13 protein-coding genes and 3 pseudogenes are annotated in these 17,050 nt (G+C 66.2%); 7 read left to right on the top strand and 9 right to left on the bottom strand.

The features are described 5' to 3' along the window. Positions 1-110: 110 nt before the first annotated feature. The 8 genes from CXR02_RS19240 to CXR02_RS19200 form a co-directional block, all read right to left on the bottom strand. Positions 111-1,361 (bottom strand): AGE family epimerase/isomerase, encoded by a 1,251-nt coding sequence (locus CXR02_RS19240; RefSeq protein WP_104063443.1) that lies wholly within the window; start codon positions 1,359-1,361, stop codon positions 111-113. 283 nt (positions 1,362-1,644) lie between these two features. After that, positions 1,645-2,388, bottom strand: a complete 744-nt coding sequence (locus CXR02_RS19230) for a sulfite exporter TauE/SafE family protein (protein ID WP_104063441.1) — start codon at positions 2,386-2,388, stop codon at positions 1,645-1,647. After that, positions 2,389-3,828 carry an NAD-dependent succinate-semialdehyde dehydrogenase gene (locus CXR02_RS19225; protein WP_104063440.1) on the bottom strand — a complete coding sequence of 480 codons (1,440 nt, stop codon included), beginning with the start codon at positions 3,826-3,828 and terminating at the stop codon, positions 2,389-2,391. A gap of 40 nt (positions 3,829-3,868) precedes the next feature. Further along, on the bottom strand, positions 3,869-4,684 hold the full coding sequence (locus CXR02_RS19220) for a carbohydrate ABC transporter permease (protein ID WP_104063439.1): 816 nt from the start codon (positions 4,682-4,684) through the stop codon (positions 3,869-3,871). Positions 4,685-4,688: 4 nt separating this feature from the next. Further along, complete coding sequence (locus CXR02_RS19215) at positions 4,689-5,651, bottom strand: carbohydrate ABC transporter permease (protein ID WP_104063438.1); 963 nt, start codon at positions 5,649-5,651, stop codon at positions 4,689-4,691. Beyond that, the gene (locus tag CXR02_RS19210; RefSeq protein WP_104063437.1) at positions 5,648-6,934 is read right to left on the bottom strand and encodes an ABC transporter substrate-binding protein; all 1,287 of its coding nucleotides are present in this window, start codon (positions 6,932-6,934) and stop codon (positions 5,648-5,650) included. Before CXR02_RS19210 ends, CXR02_RS19215 begins: the two co-directional genes overlap by 4 nt. 90 nt (positions 6,935-7,024) lie before the next feature. Then, entirely contained in the window at positions 7,025-7,909 is an 885-nt protein-coding gene (locus CXR02_RS19205; protein ID WP_104063436.1) for an aldolase, read from the bottom strand. Positions 7,910-7,925: 16 nt separating this feature from the next. After that, entirely contained in the window at positions 7,926-8,840 is a 915-nt protein-coding gene (locus CXR02_RS19200; RefSeq protein ID WP_104063435.1) for a PfkB family carbohydrate kinase, read from the bottom strand. A gap of 136 nt (positions 8,841-8,976) precedes the next feature. Here CXR02_RS19200 and CXR02_RS19195 point away from each other — a divergent pair, with 136 nt between their 5' ends. The 3 genes and pseudogenes from CXR02_RS19195 to CXR02_RS19185 all read left to right on the top strand — a co-directional run bounded on the left by CXR02_RS19195 (position 8,977) and on the right by CXR02_RS19185 (position 11,890). Next, entirely contained in the window at positions 8,977-10,119 is a 1,143-nt protein-coding gene (locus CXR02_RS19195; protein ID WP_104063434.1) for a Gfo/Idh/MocA family protein, read from the top strand. Between the two features lie 72 nt (positions 10,120-10,191). Continuing rightward, on the top strand, positions 10,192-10,974 hold the full coding sequence (locus CXR02_RS19190) for a DeoR/GlpR family DNA-binding transcription regulator (RefSeq protein ID WP_104063433.1): 783 nt from the start codon (positions 10,192-10,194) through the stop codon (positions 10,972-10,974). Further along, positions 10,971-11,890, top strand: a pseudogene (locus CXR02_RS19185) (2-hydroxyacid dehydrogenase). The gene CXR02_RS19190 and the pseudogene CXR02_RS19185 overlap by 4 nt, the downstream one beginning before the upstream one ends. Here CXR02_RS19185 and CXR02_RS19180 read toward each other — a convergent pair. Beyond that, positions 11,887-13,275 carry a phosphomannomutase/phosphoglucomutase gene (locus CXR02_RS19180; protein ID WP_104063432.1) on the bottom strand — a complete coding sequence of 463 codons (1,389 nt, stop codon included), beginning with the start codon at positions 13,273-13,275 and terminating at the stop codon, positions 11,887-11,889. The pseudogene CXR02_RS19185 and the gene CXR02_RS19180 sit on opposite strands and share 4 nt — an antisense overlap. A 130-nt stretch (positions 13,276-13,405) precedes the next feature. On the opposite strand from CXR02_RS19180, the pseudogene CXR02_RS23310 reads away from it, so the two are divergent. The 4 genes and pseudogenes from CXR02_RS23310 to CXR02_RS19165 form a co-directional block, all read left to right on the top strand. Further along, a pseudogene (locus tag CXR02_RS23310) lies at positions 13,406-13,681 on the top strand (DUF3592 domain-containing protein); the annotation flags it as partial. 43 nt (positions 13,682-13,724) lie between these two features. Beyond that, complete coding sequence (locus tag CXR02_RS19175; protein ID WP_146072569.1) at positions 13,725-13,898, top strand: aldo/keto reductase; 174 nt, start codon at positions 13,725-13,727, stop codon at positions 13,896-13,898. Between the two features lie 143 nt (positions 13,899-14,041). Beyond that, positions 14,042-15,719, top strand: a pseudogene (gene istA / locus CXR02_RS19170) (IS21 family transposase). 271 nt (positions 15,720-15,990) lie between these two features. Further along, on the top strand, positions 15,991-16,950 hold the full coding sequence (locus CXR02_RS19165; RefSeq protein ID WP_146072568.1) for a hypothetical protein: 960 nt from the start codon (positions 15,991-15,993) through the stop codon (positions 16,948-16,950). Positions 16,951-17,050 lie beyond the last annotated feature (100 nt).

Genomic DNA, 17,050 nt, shown 5'->3' with positions numbered 1-17,050 from the left:
GAAGGCCCGCGGTCACACCCCATAAACGCGGCTGTTCTTCTAGGTGAAGGTGTCAACAAAACCCGGGTCATTCCCGGACCAAGGAAATCAGGGGCCGCAGGTTTCCCGTGTTACCTGGACGCAGTAAGCCGTGCGTCCAGCAGGCCCGCCGCGACTGCTGGAGCAAGCCCGGGCGCCAGCGGAAGGCGCGGGACCACCAGACAGTGCCAGAGGTGGTAAATGTCCGCTTTGCCGGACCACACGGTCGAGCTGACATCCCCGTTCTCGTCCAGTTCCTGCTTCCAGGAGCCGTGCTCGTAGTCGATGAACCAGTCGCGGGCGTGGTCCCAGATTCGTTCGTACCAGTCCGCATACTGCTTCTCGCCGGTGGCGATGTAGAGGGCTGCCGCACCCCCGATTGCCTCGGCCGGAACCCAGCGAATGCGGGTGGTGACGACCGGCTTGCCTTCCCAGTCGACCGTGTAAACAAATCCCGGATGACCATCCGGCTCCCAGGCGTCGCGGATGGCGGCGTCGAACAGGCCCCGCGCGTCGTCCAGCAGCCAGGCGGGGACCTCCATGCCGCGGGCTTCGAGCCCGGCGCGGACGTGCAGGAGCAGGCGTGCCCACTCCACCCAGTGGCCGGGGGTGCCGCCGTACGCGCGGAACTGGCTGGCCCGGTCATCGGTGTTGTACTCCGGCATGGGGTTCCACTCCGGGTCGAAGTGCTCGAAAACCCGGTAGTTGTTGTTGCGCGCAAATTCGTGGATGAGCACCTCGGCGATGTGGAGGGCCCGTTCGAGCCATCGGTTCTCCCCGGTCACATCGGCGACGATGAGGTACGCCTCGACGGAGTGCATGCTCGCGTTCCCACCACGGTAGGCTTCGGTTTCTGTGAACTCCCGGTTCCAGGAGTCGAAGCACATGCCGGCGTCGTGGTCCCAGAACCTCGTGTCAGCGATGCGCAGCGCCTCGTCGAGCAATTCCCGGGCGCCCGGGCGCTTGGCCGCGACGGCGCTGGCAGCAGCGAGGAGCACAAAGGAGTGCTGGTAGCCGGACTTGGTGTCGTTTACCGGTCCGTTCCCGTCTACCTCGGCATACCAACCGCCGAACTCATCATCGTGGAAGACCCCGTTGAGCGCAGCGATGCCGTGATCGACGAGTGTCGCAGCACCTGGTCGTCCCATCAGGGCAGCGACGGCGAAACTATGGATCATGCGCGCAGTAATCCAGAGGTGGGTCGGCTTGTCGGCGAACACCGCGCCGTTGTTGTCGAGCCAGCCGAATCCTGTGGGCACCTTTGAACCAGCGGCGAAATTGATCAGCCGATCGGTTTCGGCCTCGAGCCATCGTGCGTGAGCGGCACTGTTCAGCCACGTCATGTTATTTCCTCTCCATGGTGCGGGTGTAACTGAGAATGATGCCTAATTAGTGAGTGCCGAAGTCGGAATCTGTGTATGCGCCTGCGCCACGGGCAGCGCCCCCGCAGTTGCATTGGTCTCCTACTTCGAGCTGAATGGTCACCGGAACGCCCGTATCAATCGTCAGGGAGACGGTCTCGCCCTTTTTGGTGGACACGCGCAGGAGGTTTTCTTGTGGGGCAACGACTGTCATAGCCGCCCTTTCGTTAGTGGTTCGGTGGATGGGATGGTGCGGCAGCGACTGTTAGCCCACGAAATCGAGCACGCCGCGGATGACGGTGGCAGCCGCTCCCAGGTAGGCCAGGACGATCAGCAGGACCTGGGCTGCCCGGGCCGGGACGAACCGGGCAGCGACGTCGCCCAGCACCAGCCCTGCGAGGCAGGCCACAGCGACCGCCACCCACATTCCCCATGGCAGCGCGGGGAACGTCGCCGGGGCAGTGAGGGCCTTGGAGATCAGGGAGAACACCCCGATGGTGAAAAAGTACGGTTGCATGGTGGCAGCGAAGGCTTTGTGCTGCCACCGGGTGGCGATGGAGTACATGCTGACGGCAGGCCCGCCCACCCCGGCCGCGGTGTTCATAAACCCGCTCAGGCCACCGGCCGTGAAAAGGTAGCGTCGGCGTGGAGGCAGCGTGGCGGACTTGAGGCCAAGCAAAACGGTGAGCCCGACGGCGAGGAGCACCCCGATGGAGATCTCCAGCACCGCCGGCGGAATGATCCGGACCAGGAAGGCCGCCGGGACGATCCCCAGCAGCGCCGACGCCGCCAATGCCGCGTACCGTTTCCAGTCGATGTCCCGCACCACCCGGAAGATGATGGCCCCTGCCGTCACGGCGCCGCAGACGTTCACCAGCACCACACCCTCCACAGGACCAAGGAGCAGGACCAGGAAGGGAGCAGCCACCAGCGCGAAGCCCATGCCGGTGATGCGCTGCATCCCGGCTCCCATGACGACGGCGCCCAGCACCAGCCCGGTGGTCAGCACTTACGGCCTCCAGGCCACGTACTGGACCTCCTCGAACTCCTCACGGCCAAGGCTTGATCCTTCGCGGCCCAGGCCGGACTGCTTGGCGCCGCCCATGGGGGCGAAGGCCACGGAGGGGAGGGGATCGTTGACCCCCACGATGCCGGCTTCGAGTTGCTCCGGGATGTCCCACCCGCGCTTGGGGTTCCCGCTCCAGAGGTAGGCGGCAAGGCCCATTTCGGTGGCATTTGCCTTCCGGATGGCGTCCTCCTCGGACGAGAAGGTCACCACGCCGGCCGCCGGGCCAAATACTTCCTCAGCCACCAGCGGCGCGTCGTCCGGCACGTCGGCCAGGAGGGTCGGTGCCATGAACGCGCCGTGCGCCGGAACATCGGTCCGCTGTGTGACGCGCCGGGCGCCGCGGTTCAGGGCGTCATCCACGAGGGCCTGCACGGCGGACACCCGCTCGGCGTCGATCATGGGGCCAAGGTCCGGGACCGGTGCGCCGCCGTCGGGGACGCCATGCCCGATGCTCATCGCATCGAAGCGCGCGCCCAGCTTCCGGGTGAACTCGTCGGCGATGCTGTCCTGGACCAGGAAGCGGTTAGCTGCCACGCACGACTGGCCGGTGTTGCGGAGCCGGCCCAGGACAGCGCCGTCGACCGCGGCGTCCAGGTCCGCGTCCTCGAAGACGATGAACGGTGCGTTGCCGCCCAGTTCAAGCAGCGGGCGGACCACGCGTTCCGCGGCGGAGGCCATGATCTGGCGGCCCACGCCGGTGGATCCGGTGAAGCTGACGGCCCGCACGGCGGGGTGCTGGAGCAGTGCGGCGGTGATTTCGCGCGAGGGTCCGTGGACCAGGTTGACGACGCCGGCGGGGAACCCGGCGTCGTGCAGGACCTCGAACAGGCCGGTGGCGGCGAGCGGCGCCTTTTCGGAGACCCGGCCCACCACGGTGCAGCCTGCGGCCAGCATTGCGGCGAGTTTGCGGGCCTGGATGGATACGGGAAAGTTCCACGGGGTGAGGCTGAGTGCCACGCCGATGGGTTTGCGGAGGCTGAGGTGGCGCCGGCCGTGGAGTTCGGGTGGGCTGACGGTGCCGGTGGAGCGGCGGACTTCCTCCGCGAACCAGCGGAAGTATTCCACAGAGAAGTCCACCTCACCCTGGGCCTCGGGGAGCCGTTTTCCGGCTTCCAGGGCCAGGGTGTGGGCCAGTTCGTCGCGGCGTTCGGCCAGCAGGTCCGCGGCGTTCCGGAGCAGGTCGGCCCGGTTGCGGGCCGTGGTGCGGGACCAGGAACCGAAGGCGACGGCCGCGGCGTCTGCGGCCGCAGTGGCGTCGTCCGCCGTACCCCAGGCCACTTCGCCGACGGTGCTGCCGTTTCCGGGGTCGGTCACGTCTTTGGCGGTGCCGGCGGAGTGCCAGGTTCCGTTCACCAGGTGTTGGGCTGATTTCAGGTTCACGTGTGTTGCCTTTCGTTGGGCTGGTGGAGGTCCGGGTGCCTCATCCCTTGCTTGCTCCGGCGGTGATGCCGGCAACGAAGTACCGCTGCAGGAAGACGTACGCCACCACCACGGGCAGGGAGGCCAGGATGACGCCCGCGAAGAGCAGTGGGTAGTTGGTCTGGAACTCGCCCTGGAAGCTCAGCAGCGCCAGCGGCAGGGTCCTGTTGCCCGGGGACTGGATGAACAGCAGCGGGTAGAGCAGTTCGTTCCAGTGGATCACGAACAGGAAGATCGCCGCGGCCGCAACGGACGGGGCCGAGAGCGGCAGCGCGATGGACACGTACGTCCGCCACGGGCCGGTGCCGTCAATGGAGGATGCCTCGTATAGCTCCTTGGGCAGGGTCCGCATAAACCCGCCGAGGATGAACACGGCGATGGGCAGGGTGGACACCACGTTGGCCAGCACCAGGCCTGCCAGGCTGTCGAGCAGGCCGAGCCGGCCGAACAGGACGTACAGCGGCACCATATTGGCCTGCGCCGGGATGGCCATGCCCAGGACCAGGAAGCCGAAGATGGCCCACGCCATAAACCCCTTGAGGCGGGACACGGCGTAGCCGGCCAGGCTGGCCAGCAGCAGCGTGAGCGGCACGGAGATGGCGGTGACAATGACGCTGTTCATGAACGACGAACCCAGGTCCTGCCCGCCAATGACTTCCGCGTAGTTGCCGGGGGAGAGGGACTGCGGCAGGCTGAACGGCCCGGCGAACAGTTCCTGCGTGGACTTGAAGCTGCCGAACCCCACCACGGTCAGCGGGACGATGATGATGACCGCGTAGATCCCAAGGATTCCGCGGCGGGTCATTGACGCGAGCATGCTGTCATTCCCCCTTCGGGGTGAGGCGGAGCAGCCGGCGCTGCAGCCACGTGACCAAGGCGATCATCGCCATGAAGATGATCGACTGGGCAGCGGCGTAGCCGAACTCCGAGTTGGCAAAGGTGCTGTAGATGCGGGTGGAGAGGATGTCCAGGGATTGCTTGGGCGGGTTGCCGGCGATGCCGAGGATCAGGTCGAAGGCCTTGAACGACTGGACCGTGCTGTAAGCGACAACGATCGATGTTGCCGGGGCCACGAACGGCCAGGTGATGGACTTGAACTGCTGCCATTTGCCGGCGCCATCCATTTCGGCGGCTTCGTAGAGTTCCCGCGGAATGGCCTGCAGGCCCGCGATGTAGACCACCATCATCTGTCCGGCGTGGAACCAGACCTGCGTCACGGCCACCCAGTACAGGGCCTGGGCGTTGTTGCCGAGGTAGGAGCCTTGGAGGGCTTCCAGGCCGACGCCGCCGAGGACCGCGTTGGCCAAGCCGAAGTTGGGGTCGTAGATGAACTTCCAGATGAAGGCCACCGAAACGGAGGACAGGATGGTGGGGAAGAAGAACAGTGCGCGGAGCAGGATGCTTCCCCGCGAGTTCTTCGTCAGGAGCAGGGCCAGCACCAGCGAGAATACTGTTTGCGCGATCACCACCATCAGCACGAACTTCAGGTTGTTCGTCAGCGCGTTGGTGAAGAGTGAGTCCTTGGTGAAGGCACGGACGAAGTTGTCCAGCCCCACGTAGTTGAACGCCGCCGAGTAGCCGTTCCAGTCCGTGACGGCGTACTGGAACGCCTGCAGGGTGGGCATCACCAGGAAGAACGCGATGACGGCGACGGCGGGCAACGGGAAGAGGTACAGCGCGGGGTTCACCCGGGTGGGGGAGCGGCGGCGTACTTTGGGTTCCTTGGGCGCGGTGCGGCTGTCCGCGGCCTTTCGCGGGGCGGCGGTCCCGGTAGGGGTGCTCATAGCCGTTCGTCAACGATCTTCTGCGCGGCCTCGGCTGCCTGCTCGGGGCTGGTGCCTGCGATGACGGCGGTGGCGCTGGCCTCGACGGCGTTGCGGACATCGAGGTTCTGGAACTGGAACCTGGCGGCGAGGGCCGTCTTCTTTTCCAGCCAGGGGCTGAGCCGCTTCAGGTCGGCGTTGGTGTATTCCACGTTGCTGACGGACACGTGCTGGGCTGTCTTGTTGGCGTAGTAGCCGGCGTTCTCCGGCTCGGACAGGAAATCGATCCACGCGGCCGCTGCTGCCTGGTTCTTGCTGGCGGAGTTGACGCCCAGGATGAACGTGGCGTTGTAAGCCCCCTCGAACTTGCCGCTGCCGTCGGAAGTGTTGGGGAAGACCAGTTCGATGGGGAACTGGGCGCCCAGTCCGCGGACCGCGGCGATGTGGTACGAACCGGTGGCCAGCATGGCGGCCTTACCCTGCGAGAAGAGGTTCTGCGCCGGCTCCACCGCGGTGCCGGTGGCGTTGGGCTGCAGGAACGGGATCAGCTCCTTGTACTGTCCGAGCATCTTCAGGAACCAGTCGTCGGTGCACTTGAGCTTGCCCTGCTCGATCTGGACGCACATGTCATCCACCGGGGCGTTGTTGGCGATCATGCAGTTGAAGAGCTGGCCGCCGTTTCCGACGTCGCCGCCCGGCCAGGAGATGGGAGTGACCCCGGAGGCCGCCAGCTTTTCGCACATCGCCAGGAAGGCGTCCCAATTCTTCGGCGCGATCTCGGCGCCTGCCTTATCGAACAGGTCCGCGTTGGCCATCGGCATGGGGAACACCACTTGGTAGGGCAGCCCCAGCTGGTTCTCCCCGGACTGCCCGGCGGTGAGCAGGCCTGCCTTATAGTTCGCCGCGGCCTTGCTGTCCTTGAGATCTGTGTAGATTCCCGCTTCGGTGAAGTTCTTGAACTGGGCGCCGCGGAACGTGGCAAACGCGTCGCCGATGGCTGCACCGCGGACCTTCTGCAGGCCCTGGGCGTTGTAGTCGTTGGAGGTGGAGATGTCCTGGAGCACCTCCACGCCGTCGTGCAGTGCCGCGAACTTCTTGATGAGCTCGTCGAACACCACCTTGTCCTCACCACGCCAGTGGGCGAAGGAGACCTTGCCCGTGACGGCGCCGGTGGCGGGTGCGGCCGGGCCGGTGGCACCGCCGGGCGCCGTGGAGCCGCCCGGTCCGGCGCATGCTGCTGCAGTGGCTCCGAAGCCGAGGGCTCCGAGAATCGCGATGGCCTGCCTGCGTGAAATCTGACTCACAATTTTCTCCTCGTTGAGTGTTTTGCTGTGCCTTGCTTGTTACCTACGGAGTGGCTGTCACCAGGGAGCGCTCTGGCGCTTCGGGACGGCTCATGCGCTGGCCCGCTGCGAGGAGACGATGTCGTCCACTACTGCGCAGAGGCGCTGCAGACGCCGGACGGCGTCCGTTGAGAGGGATTCGACGACGTCGGGAGCGCCGATGCAGGACGCCCAGACGGCGCGTCCGGAGAGGAAGCCGCTGGCACCTTCGAGGCAGGCCCACGCGACGGCGTCGGGGAAAACATCCTCGGGGACGCCGGAGGACAGCACCACCCAGGGGCCATCGATGGCGTTGGTGAGTTCGGAGCAGGCGGCGCGGACATCGGCTTCGGGTGCCTGGCCCTTGAAGGGGACCTCGGCCTTGTAGAGGTCCGCGCCCAAGCTGCCCAGTTCCTGCGCGGCCGCGAGGATGCCGGCGTTCCAGTCGAAGTCGTCGCCGGAGAGCGGCTTGCGGGACACGGGCTCGATGATGCTGATGAGCCCGGCGGACTTACAGATTTCGACGAATTCACGGACCATGGCCACGCGCCCGTCGGCCGGCTCGTCCGGACGGTACAGCACCAGGAGCTTAAGGGCCTTGACGCCCAGGGCGGCGTATTTGTGCGGGTCCACGAGGCGGTCGATGGTCACTTCGCCCACCAGTTCGCCGTGCGCGGATTCGAAATGGTCGGCCGAGGCGATGAGCCCGCAGCCGGGGTCCACCACGCCGTCCTCGATGGCCTGGTCCAGGGCGAACTGCCGGTCGATCAGGACGCCGGAGGCGTAGGGGGTGAGGATTTTGGCCGCCTGCAGCTTGAAGTCCTGGAGGTCCTGGTCCGTGACGGGGGCTTCCTGGTGTTCGGCGATCATGTTGCGCATCGCCTCGCGCTGGTCCACTGCGAGCATCGCGAACGCGCCGGACGGGCGCTGGAGTGGTGAGAGGTCTGTGGAGGTCATGTGCTGCTTCTTTCAGCTAGGCGGTGTGGTTGGTGGCTAGGACAGGAGTGATGGTCTGGTGCGGGATTTTGGAGCGGCCATCCAGTCCTTCGCAGGAGGCGGAGGCGGTGCGGCCGGCGAAAGCGGCGGCGTCCACCAGCGGGAGGCCGGCGGCAACAGCGGCAAGGAGGGCGCCGTGGTAGACGTCGCCGGCGCCGAGCGTGGACAGGATGGTGGCCGGCGTGGCCGGAACATGGATCGCAGGTCCACTGCCGGATTTTACCCAGGCGCCCTCGGCGCCGGCCGTCGCGACGACTGCGGAGGCGCCGTCGTCGATGGCTTTCTGGAGCAGTTCCTCAACGGCCAGCTGCCCGCCATACTCGGCGCGGAGCCGCTCGATGGTGGGCACATAGAGGGCCACGCCGCGCGGGCTGAAGGAAGAGATGGGGTTTCCGGCGTCCACGCTGATGTTCAGGTCGCTGGGATTTAGCCCGGGCATGCCGGCGACGGCGTTCCAGCCCAGGTGGTCCACGTGGACCCAGGCGGCAGAGTCCAGCAGTTCGCGGAAGCGGCCTTCCGCAGGGAAGCTGACCGGCGGCACCGGGCGGGTGACGATGGCCCGGCTTTCGGAGGCCGTGCTCACCACAATCACGCTGGCGCCTGTTTTGACGGCGGGGTCGCGGACCACCGCTGAGGTGTCCACGCCTTCGGCCTGCAGTCCGCTGATGATGCGGTCGCCTTCCTCGTCCGTTCCCAGGACTCCGGCGAACGCTGTGTTTGCGCCGGCCCGGGCTGCGGCAACGGCGGCGGTTGCCGCGGGTCCGCCGCCAGCGGTGGCGAAGTCTGTGGCGACAGTGCGGCTGTCAGCGGCAGGGTAATCCTGGACGAGTGCAATGGAGTCAAGAGTGGCGGAGCCAATAAAAAGCAGGGTTCCGGTTGACGGTTGGGACACGTTCCACCTCGTTGTAGTCGGCTTGTACTGAAGAAATATACACACGCTATGTTGGAATAACAACACTTTCTGTATAGTTCTGTTTTGGGATGCAACGCCGCGGTCCCATACTCAACGTAGAGAAACGGAGCAGCTCATGTCATTGCCTACTGCGGAATCGGTCCGTACCATTCGTTACGGACTTATCGGGGCCGGCCACATGGCCCGCGAACATGTCCGCAACCTCGCCCTGATCCCGGGAAGCCTGATCACTGCGGTTTCCGACCCCCAGGCGTCGTCGCTGGCGGAAGCCGTCGCGGAAATCGGCTACGAGGTAGAGACCTTCTCCCGCCACCAGGATCTGCTCGCGTCCGGCCTGGTGGATGCGCTGGTCATCGCCAGCCCCAATGACACCCACCTGGCCATCCTTAAGGACATCTTCGCCAGCGGCACCAACCTGCCCGTGCTGGTGGAGAAGCCGGTGTGCACCTCGGCGGAGCAGGCCGACGAACTTGAATCCCTCGCCGCCGGCTATCCTGCCCCGGTCTGGGTCGCCATGGAATACCGGTACATGCCGCCGGTCCAGGAGATCATCCAGGCAGCCCACGGCGGCAAACTGGGCAACATCTACATGCTGTCCATCGTGGAGCACCGGTTCCCCTTCCTGCACAAGGTGGACGCCTGGAACCGCTTTGCCGAGCGGACCGGCGGCACGCTGGTGGAGAAGTGCTGCCACTTCTTTGACCTGATGCGGCTGATCCTGCAGGACGAGCCGGTCCGCGTCTACGCAAGCGGCGGCCACGACGTCAACCACCTGGACGAGGTCTACGACGGCAGGGTCTCCGACATGGTCGACAACGCCTACGTGATTGTGGACTTCAAGGGCGGCCGCCGGGCCATGCTGGAACTGTCCATGTTCGCCGAAGGCTCCAAGTTCCAGGAACGCATCTCCATCGTGGGCGATGCCGCCAAGATCGAAACCCTCATTCCGGTAGCGGCCACCCACTGGATCGAGGGCGACGAAGCCGAGGCCACGGTGGAATTCAGCCCCCGGTCGCCGCTGGGTCCGGAACTGCACGAGGTTCCGGTTGATGAAGCTGTGCTCGCGGCGGGCGCCCACCACGGTTCCACGTACTACGAGCACCTTGGCTACCGGAAGGCCATCCTGGGCGAGGGCCCGGTGGAAGTCACCGTCGCCGACGGCCTGCAGTCCGTCCGCATGGGCCTCGCGGCCGAGCGCTCCATCATCGAAGGACGCCCCGTGGAACTGGTGAATGCGGGCGCGGGAGCCAGGCGTTAAGTAGGTTTGTGTTGGAAGTGCAACACGCTGCCAGGTTAGCGCATCCGGCTAAGGGAAGCAGGAGAAGGGGATATGAGCAGCTCACATGAAGAGGCGCCGCTGACGCCCCGCCAGCGCACCATCCTGGACCAGCTCGAGCGGCGGGGATTCATCTCCACGATGGACCTCGCCGAAACGTTCGCGGTCTCGGACATGACAGTCCGGCGGGACACCCGCGTGCTGTCCCAGAAGGGTCTGGTGCGGGTGGTGCACGGCGGCGTCAGTGCGGTCAACGCCAGCGGGCAGAACGCGGACTTCGCGGCCAGGGTCCGGGAGGACTCCGACGCGAAGCAGCGGGTGGCGCGGGCCTGTGTGTCGATGATCAGCGATCGGGACGCCATCATCCTGGACGCCGGAACCACCACGTACCAGATCGCCCAGGAATTGCCGGCGTCGTTTGCGGGCACCATCATCACGCACTCGGCCCCCGCCATCCAGCGCTGCCTGCAGCTGACGGCCGCGCGGACCATCTGCTTGGGCGGTGAGCTGCTCCTGGACAGCCAGGCCTTCAACGGGCCCATGACGGTCACCGCCGCCGCTGGCCTCCGGGCCAAAACGGCGTTTATCGGCGTCAGCGGGCTCCACGACGAGGCGTTCTACATCGAACGGGACGTGGAGCGCGCCACTAAGATCGCCCTTATGGACTCAGCTGAACAGGTGGTGGTGGTGGCAACCCACCAGAAAATGTTGCGGTACGCGCTGGCCCGGCTCGCCGCGTTCGACGCGGTGGATGTGCTGGTCACGGACGCGCCGCCGCCCCGGGAGATCGAGGACGCGCTGCGTGCCGCCAACGTCAAGATCGTGGTGGCCGCGTGAGCGCGCCGCTGCGGGTGGCCCTGCCCGACCGGAAGATGCTGGACGCGCTCGAGCCGATTGCCGGCGTCGACTTTGTCCTGTGGGACCTCACCGGGCCGCCGCCGTCGGGCCGGTTCGACCTGCTGGTGCCGCCCTACATGGGCAAGCCCGCGGCGCTGGGCGCGCTGGACGCGTTGAGGTGGGGTTGGTGCAGAGCCAGTCGATCGGGTACGACGGCGTAGCGGCCGTTTTACCCGCGGGCTGCTTTTTCGCCAACGCGGCGGGGGTCCACGAGACCTCGACGGCGGAACTCGCCCTGGGCATAATGATCGCCAGCCAGCGCGGGATGCCCGACTTCGTGCGGAACCAGGCGACGGGGACCTGGGACAACCGCCAGCGTCCCAGCCTGGCGGACCGGCGCGTGCTGCTGGTCGGTTACGGGGGAGTGGGCAAGGCCATCGAGGCCAGGCTGCTGCCGTTCGAAACGCGCGTGACGCGGATGGCAAGCAGGGAACGGGACGACGAGCGGGGCCGGATCCACGGGATCGACGCGCTGTACGAGAAGTTGCCGCTGCACGACATCGTGGTGGTGAGTGTGCCCCTGGGTGAGCACACACACCGGCTGGTGGACCAAAAGTTCCTGGCTGCGATGCCGGACGGGGCGCTGCTGGTGAGCGTGGCCCGCGGCCCGGTGGCGGACACGGATGCCCTGTTGGCTGAGACGTCGACCGGACGGCTGCGTGCCGCGCTGGACGTCACCGACCCCGAGCCGCTGCCGGCCGGCCACCCGCTGTGGACCACTCCCGGTGTGCTCATCACCCCGCACGTGGGCGGAGCGAGCTCGGCGATGTTCCCGCGGATGGTCCGGCTGGTCAGACAGCAGATCTCGTTGCTGCTGGCGGGCGCGGAGCCGGTGAACGTGGTGCTGGGCCGCTAGGCACGGATCTGCTGCAGGACGGCGTCGCGCACCTGTGCCATGGTGGCGGCGTCGGCCGCTTCGACGTTCAGCCGCAGCAGTTCCTCCGTGTTGGAGGCCCGCAGGTTGAACCACCAGTCCCCGGCGTCGCTGCTGACGCTGAGCCCGTCGAGTTCATCGAATACGGCACCGTTCGCGTAGCTGGCCCGCACGTCCGCCACCTTGCCATCGACGCCGTCCACGGATGAGTTGATTTCGCCGCTGGCCGCGTACGGGTCGAACTCGCGGGCCAGTTCGGACAAGGGCCGCTCCTGCTCGCCGAGGGCGGCCAGGACGTGCATGGCGGCAAGCATGCCGGTGTCCGCGTTGTAGAAGTCGCGGAAGTAGTAGTGGGCCGAGTGTTCGCCGCCGAACACCGCGCCCTCCTCGGCCATCCGAGCCTTGATAAAGGAATGCCCCACCCGGGTCCGGACCGGCCGTCCGCCCGTCGCGGCAACAATTTCCGGCACCGCGCGCGAGGTGATCAGGTTGTGGATGATCACCGGCTCGGCTTCCCCGGCGGCCTGGGCGCGGCGGATCTCCCGGACGGCAATCAATGCCGTAACGGCCGACGGCGTCACTGGCCTTCCGTTCTCGTCGACCACGAAGCAGCGGTCGGCGTCGCCGTCGAAGGCCAGGCCAATGTCGGCGCCGTGGGCGATGACGGCGGCCTGCAGGTCGCGGAGGTTCTCCGGCTCAAGGGGGTTGGCAGGATGGTTGGGGAACGTCCCGTCGAGCTCGAAGTACAGCGGCACAACAGTGAGCGGCAACGCAGGGTGGAACTGGTCCCCAAGGACCGCGGGAACGGTCAGGCCAGCCATGCCGTTGCCGGCATCCACCACCACCTTCAGCGGCCGGACGGTATCCAGGGGCACCAGCGAGCGGAGCTTTTCGGCGTAACCCGCGAGCACGTCAAGCGTGGACACGGTGCCCTTGGCCGCGGCTGCGGGGATCCCGCGGTCGACATACTGCTGGGCCAGGTCCCGGATGGCATTGAGCCCGGTTTCTGACGACACGGGCACGGCACCGGCCTTGGCCATCTTGATCCCGTTGTATTCCGCGGGGTTGTGGCTCGCAGTGAAAATGGCCCCCGCCATGTCCAGGGAGCCGCACACGAAGTAGAGCTCGTCGGTGGAGATGAGGCCGAGCGATTTCACGTCAGCGCCGCGATGGGCGGCACCCGCCGCGAAAGCGCTGCTGAAGTCGGGGGAGGAGGGGCGCATGTCCCCGCCGCAGGCGATGGTCTGGCCGGACAGTCCCAGCACGTCCACAAACGCGGCGCCCACCGCTTCGGCGCTTTCCGCGGTGATGGAGACGCCGACGAGGCCCCTCACGTCGTAGGCCTTGAAGGACGGTGACAGGTCCATATTGCTCCCGGGAAGTCGTGGCCATGCGCATTAGTAGCTATGCGAACATGAAGTGTTGAAATGTCAACACCACATTAGCAGGCGAAGGCCATGTCCCACGGAATCGGCTTAGCCGTGGGCCCCCGGGTCGCTGGAAGGCACGGGCACGCCGGAGCGTTCCGGCGTCACGGCGGCGCTGGTCATTCTCCTCGGGCCAGTCCTCATGGTTGGCAATTACCAGATCAACGCCGACGCCGAACTTGTCCCGACTGGGCAGCGTGCCGTTGGAGTCATCACGCAGTTCAACGACGAGTCCCAGGCCTCGCAGCGCAAGATGAGGGTGCAGTTCCAGTCGGACGACGCATCCGTCCACTCCACCTGGGCCACGGTGAACTCCCAGCAGCACCGGGCGGTTGGCGAGGAAGTCACGGTGCGTACCGGGAGTCGGACCCCGGAGACGCCGAGTCGAAATGCCGATCCTTGGCGTCGGCGTCTACCAGATCCCCGAGGACCAGACCGAGCAGGCCGTCAGCGAAGCGCTCGCCGCCGGGTGCCGTTCGCTGAACACCGCAGCCGCGTACCAGAACGAGGAAACGGTGGGCCGTGCGATCAGCAACAGCGGCATCGCCCGCGACGAGCTGTGACTGTGACAGGTTTGGATGGCCCCGGTAGGACGGTTATCTCTGGCCCCACTTCGTGACTCGCCGGGCATTTGTGACGGTTATATGTGGCCCCGCCTTCAACCTTGGATTCATCAGTGGATGGATGCGGCGGAAGGCTGGTCTGGATGGAGTCGAGAGTGGAGTTGTTCGCGCAGATTCGAAGGGACGCCCGGGTCGAGGGCCTGTCGGTCCGGGCGCTGGCGGTCCGGCACGGGGTTCATCGAAGAACGGTGAGGCAGGCTCTGGAATCAGCTGCCCCTCCGGAACGCAAACCGCGGCAGGGGGTGGCCTGGCGGCTGGAGCCGTTCAAGGCGGCGATCGACGCGATGCTCATCGAGGATACGAAGGCGCCGCGGAAGCAGCGCCATACCGCCCGAAGGGTCCTGGCCCGGCTCATTGAGGAGCACGGCGCGGAGGAGTTGTCGTATTCGACCGTGCGTGACTACGTGAGGGTTCGCCGGGCCCAGATCGATGTTGAGGCCGGCCGTCGGATTGAAGCGTTCGTCCCTCAGGAACACGCGCCGGGCGCGGAGGCCGAAGTGGACTTCGGTGAAGTCTGGGTCGTGCTGAACGGCGTGAAAACGAAGTGCCACATGTTCATCCTCCGGCTCTCTCACTCGGGTAGGGCCATCCACCGGATCTATCCGACGCAGGCCCAGGAGGCTTTCCTGGAAGGCCACGTTGAAGCATTCAATGCATTGGGCGGCGTCCCGACCAAGCACATCAGGTATGACAACCTCACCAGTGCTGTTACCGCGGTGGTGTTCGGTCAGGGCAGGCAGCGGCAGGAAAAATGACCGATGGGTGCTGTTCCGCTCGCACTACGGCTTCGACCCTTTCTACTGCCAGCCCGGCATCGCTGGGGCGCACGAAAAAGGCGGGGTCGAGGGCGAGGTGGGCTGGTTCCGCCGCAACCGGCTCTCACCCATGCCAGTCACTGAATCCCTGGATGAGCTCAACGACAGGATCCGGGTCTGGGAAGCCTAGGACGACCGGCGGCGGATCAATGACCGGAACCGCACGATCGGCCAGGACTTCGCCGCCGAACAGCCCTTCCTGGCGCCGCTGCCCGCAGAGGTCTTCGACCCGGGCCTGGTGCTGACACCCAGGGTGGACCGGTCCTCGATGATCACTGTGCGGATGATGAGGTACTCCGTCCCAGCACGGTTCATCGGACGCAGACTCCGGGTGTCCTTACGGGCACCCGAGGTCGTGGTGTTCGAAGGCCGGGCCGTGGCCGCCAGACATCAGCGGATCGTGGCCAAACACGGGCAGTCGGTCCAACTGGACCACTACCTCGAGGTCCTCAAGACCAAACCCGGCGCACTGCCAGGTTCCACTGCCTTGGCCCGGGCGCGGGAGGCCGGTGCGTTCACCAGCGCCCATGAGGCCTTCTGGGCTTCCTCCAGGAGGGTCAACGGTGATGCCGACGGGACCCGTGAACTCATCGACGTGCTCCTGCTCCACCGCTCAATGGACGCCTCCGATGTCATTGCAGGAATCACCTCGGCGCTCGGGGTGGGCGCTGTCAGTGCCGACGTCGTCGCGGTCGAAGCCCGCAGACACGCTGCTGGCATGACAGCGGGTGGGTCCGGTTCGGACCGTCACCCCGGTGCTCACGATGACGTGAATGTGCAACTGGTTGTCAGCCTCACTCAGCGCAGGCTTATGGATCCCGCCGCGGTCATAGCCGGGCTGCCGCCGGACGCCCGTCCCCTGCCATCGGTCAGTGCTTATGACGAGCTACTGGCCAAACGCACCGAACACCCCGCAGGACCAGCGTCGAAGGAGAACATCTCATGAGTCCCACCGCACCGGCCACCACCATCACACCGACCCTGCGCCGGCTTAAGGGTCGGCCCACCGACGTGTTTCCCCTATCTCCTAAACTTGCGCCCGGCCTGGATCAGAGCCGAAAGTCACGGAATCCGCGCGGAAGACCTACCCGGACGCTGCTGGAGACGTAAAGTTGAGGGGCCAGGAGTTTCGAGGCCCGGAGGCCATTGGCCAACGAGCTCCCGGCCCAGGACGTGGGAGAAGCGATGCATCAGGAGCCGCGGTCAGGGTTGCTCCCATGACTGAGCCCCCAGTCCCGCAAGACCCGGCAGGAACGGCGCCTCCCAGTTCCCCGACACAGGAGGTTACCGAGTGGTTGCTTGAGGGCGATCCGGCCGTGAGATGGCAGGTGCTTCAGGACCTCGTGGGCGCGCCCCCGGACGCGGTGGCCGCTGAACGGGCACGCGTGGCAACGGAGGGGTGGGGCGCCCAGCTGCTGGCTGCCCAGGATGATGGCGGTACGTGGGCGCACGGATTCTACTTGCCCAAGTGGACGTCCACGACATACACCCTCCTCCTCCTTCGCTGGCTGGGCCTTCCGGCCGGGGACACAAGGGCCAATCGCGGCTGCCGATGCCTCTGGGAAGGCGCCATGTACACCAATGGAGGACTTACTTTCGGATCCAGTACGCCGGAAACGTGCATCACAGGCATGCTTGTAGCGCTGGCCTCCCATTTCCGATACGAGGACCCGCGTGTAGACACCGCGGTGACCTGGTTGCTGCAGGAGCAGCTCGCCGACGGCGGCTGGAACTGCCGGGCCATCAGGACGGGTTCCCGGCACGGCTCCTTCCACACCAGCATCACCGTTCTCGAGGCGCTTCTTGCCTATGGTCTTGCAGGCGGATCGATTGATGTGCAGGAAGCATCCGAAAAGGGACGGGCGTTCTTCCTCCTCCATCACCTGTACCGCTCACACACAACTGGCCGGATTGCCAGGAGTGAATTCACCCGGTTCCCGTTCCCCCCACACTGGCATGTCGACATTCTCCGCGGACTTGAGTACTTCAGGGCGAGCGGCTCCCCGCCCGATCCCCGCCTCGCAGACGCTGTGGAGAAGGTCCGCATAGCCCGGGGTCAGGACGGCCGATGGAAGCGTTACCCGCCATATCCCGGCAAGCAGTGGTTCTCCCTTGAACCGCCCGGACCGAGCCGCGTTGCCACCCTCCGGTGCCTACGGGTCCTGCGTTGGTCTTGACGCCAGCGGCACCGGGACCAAAGCCTCTGGCTTGGCAACGCGGTCCGGGTGACAGTGAACCCAGAGCCGGTGCGATTGCTCCCCGGCCTGCACCGGAGGA

Origin of the sequence: Arthrobacter sp. 4R501 (genome assembly GCF_002929755.1) — a bacterium.
GTDB lineage: Bacteria > Actinomycetota > Actinomycetes > Actinomycetales > Micrococcaceae > Arthrobacter.
This window is presented reverse-complemented; position numbering and strand designations above follow the sequence as displayed.